3 protein-coding genes are annotated in these 1,977 nt (G+C 62.7%); all 3 read left to right on the forward strand.

The window, feature by feature from the left end; all coding sequences use genetic code 11:
- The first annotated feature begins 15 nt into the window (after positions 1-15).
- On the forward strand, positions 16-924 hold the full coding sequence (locus tag ACFTZB_RS35050; protein ID WP_378438857.1) for an alpha/beta hydrolase: 909 nt from the start codon (positions 16-18) through the stop codon (positions 922-924).
- Positions 925-960: 36 nt separating this feature from the next.
- Positions 961-1,392 carry a tautomerase family protein gene (locus ACFTZB_RS35055; protein WP_378438853.1) on the forward strand — a complete coding sequence of 144 codons (432 nt, stop codon included), beginning with the start codon at positions 961-963 and terminating at the stop codon, positions 1,390-1,392.
- A 101-nt stretch (positions 1,393-1,493) separates the two neighbouring features.
- Positions 1,494-1,977 (forward strand): winged helix-turn-helix transcriptional regulator (locus ACFTZB_RS35060; protein WP_378438855.1); only part of this gene is annotated, 484 nt, incomplete at its 3' end.

The raw sequence follows: 1,977 nt of genomic DNA on the forward strand, positions 1-1,977 counted from the left end.
CGAGAGGACTCCCAGATGAAACGAGATGTCGAGTTCGCGGTGCAGGACGGAACCCTGCTCCGTGGGTACCTGCACTCCGCACCCGCAGGCGGCGCGGCCCCGGGGGTCGTGATGGCCCACGGCTTCAGCGGCGTGAAGGAGCAAATCGATCACTACGCGGCGTTGTTCGCCGAGGCCGGCTTCAGCACCCTCGTCTTCGATCACCGTTCCTTCGGTGCCTCCGACGGGCTTCCTCGGTACGAGGTCGACCCGTATCAGCAGTTGGCGGACTGGCAGGATGCAATCACGTTCGCGCTGACCCAGCCGGAAGTCGATGAGGCGCTGAGCGTGGGAGTCTTCGGCTCGAGCTATGCGGGCGGATTGGCGATGGTCCTCGCTGCATGCGACGCGCGAATCGGTACTGTCGTTGCTCAGATCCCCAACGTGAGCGGGCACCGCAATGCGCCGTTGCTGCTCGGCGAGGACTGGATCGCCGAGGTCAAGAAGCGGGGCCGCGCGGATCGTACGGCCCGACTGGCAGGCGGGGAACCCGATATGGTTCCGGTCTTCAGCACCGAGCCCGACGAACTCTGCGCACTTCCACCGGCGGTCGGAGTGGATTACATCGAGCGTTTGGAGAGCGAGACCAGCTGGCGCAACACGGTAACTCTCAGGTCTGTCGAGCATCTGATCGACTTCGAACCGGCCGGGTGGGTTCCGTACGTTGCTCCGAAGCCGCTTCTGATGGTCCTCGGCGAGAACGACGTCTGCACATTCACCGAGGTGCAGCGCGCGGTCTTCGATACCGCGGGGGAACCGAAGAAGCTAGTGGTTCACCCGGGCGGCCACTTCGACACTTACACCACGCATTTCGGGGTTGCCGGCGTTGCCGCCCGCGACTGGTTCGTCGAGCACAAGCCGGTCAGGCAGCCGGTCCACGCCTGAGTTTTCCCATCCCTCCAAGAGAACAGGATTTTGACAATGCCGATGTGGACGATCTACGCCCCGGCGGGCACGTACACCGCCGAGGACAAGCAGGCGATCGCGCGAACGATCACCGATCTCTACGAGACCTACGTGAAGCTGCCACGCTTTTATGTCAGCGTGGTCATCCATGAGCAGCCGCACGGCAACATATTCATGGGGGGTGAACCCGTGGACAACTTCGTTCGGATCTGGATCGACCACGTCGCACGAAACCTGGACGACTCCGCCTTCACGTTCTGGCTGCGGAAGGTCGACGATGCTCTCGCTCCATACATCCGTGACCGAGGCTTCAACTGGGAAATTCACGGCGATGAGACACCCCGGGCGTTCTGGGAGATCAACGGGATGACGCCGCCGCCGACGGGTTCGGAAGACGAGCAGCGGTGGGCACGAGAGAACCGGGCCAGCGAACTGACCGGCGTCTGACCTCCCACCGGCCGGTCCGGGCAGGGGCGGGCGGCGGGCGGCTACCGGTTGTACTCTACAATCGGTAGTCGCCCGACAACCGAGATGAGAGGAGTCAGTAGATGAGCAACACAGGTCGCTCGGACTGCCCGATCAATCTCACAGCGGAACTACTCGGAGACCGCTGGAGTCTTCTGGTACTGCGGGACATCATGTTCGCCGATCGCCGAAGCTATCGAGTGATGCTCCAGAAGTCCGAAGAAGGCATAGCATCGAACATCCTCGCATCACGCCTCAAGCACCTCGTGGCCGGAGGGCTTCTCACCACTACGGAAGACCCGGCACACAAACAGCGGGTCCACTACAGCCTGACTGAACCAGCAATTGAATTGCTGCCCACGATGATTCAGATCGGTGCCTGGGGTGCACGCTTCTTGCCGGCCGACGACATCCGGGGCCCGTGGTTCTCCTACATATACGAGCTCGGCCCCGCAGTCTGGAAACAGATCGCCGACGATCTCCGCCACCGCCACCTCGGCGCCACACAACCCGGACCCGACTCCGCCACAGTCGCGAGCCTAGCAAAAGACTACAAACGAAAGCTCG

Origin of the sequence: Rhodococcus sp. NPDC057014 (assembly GCF_042673295.1) — a bacterium.
Taxonomy (GTDB): domain Bacteria; phylum Actinomycetota; class Actinomycetes; order Mycobacteriales; family Mycobacteriaceae; genus Rhodococcus_F.

Excerpts from the sequence above, each read along its gene's own strand:
- ACFTZB_RS35050 (WP_378438857.1), top strand. The coding sequence starts at position 16 with ATGAAACGAGATGTCGAGTTCGCGGTGCAGGACGGAACCCTGCTCCGT.
- ACFTZB_RS35055 (WP_378438853.1), top strand. The coding sequence starts at position 961 with ATGCCGATGTGGACGATCTACGCCCCGGCGGGCACGTACACCGCCGAG.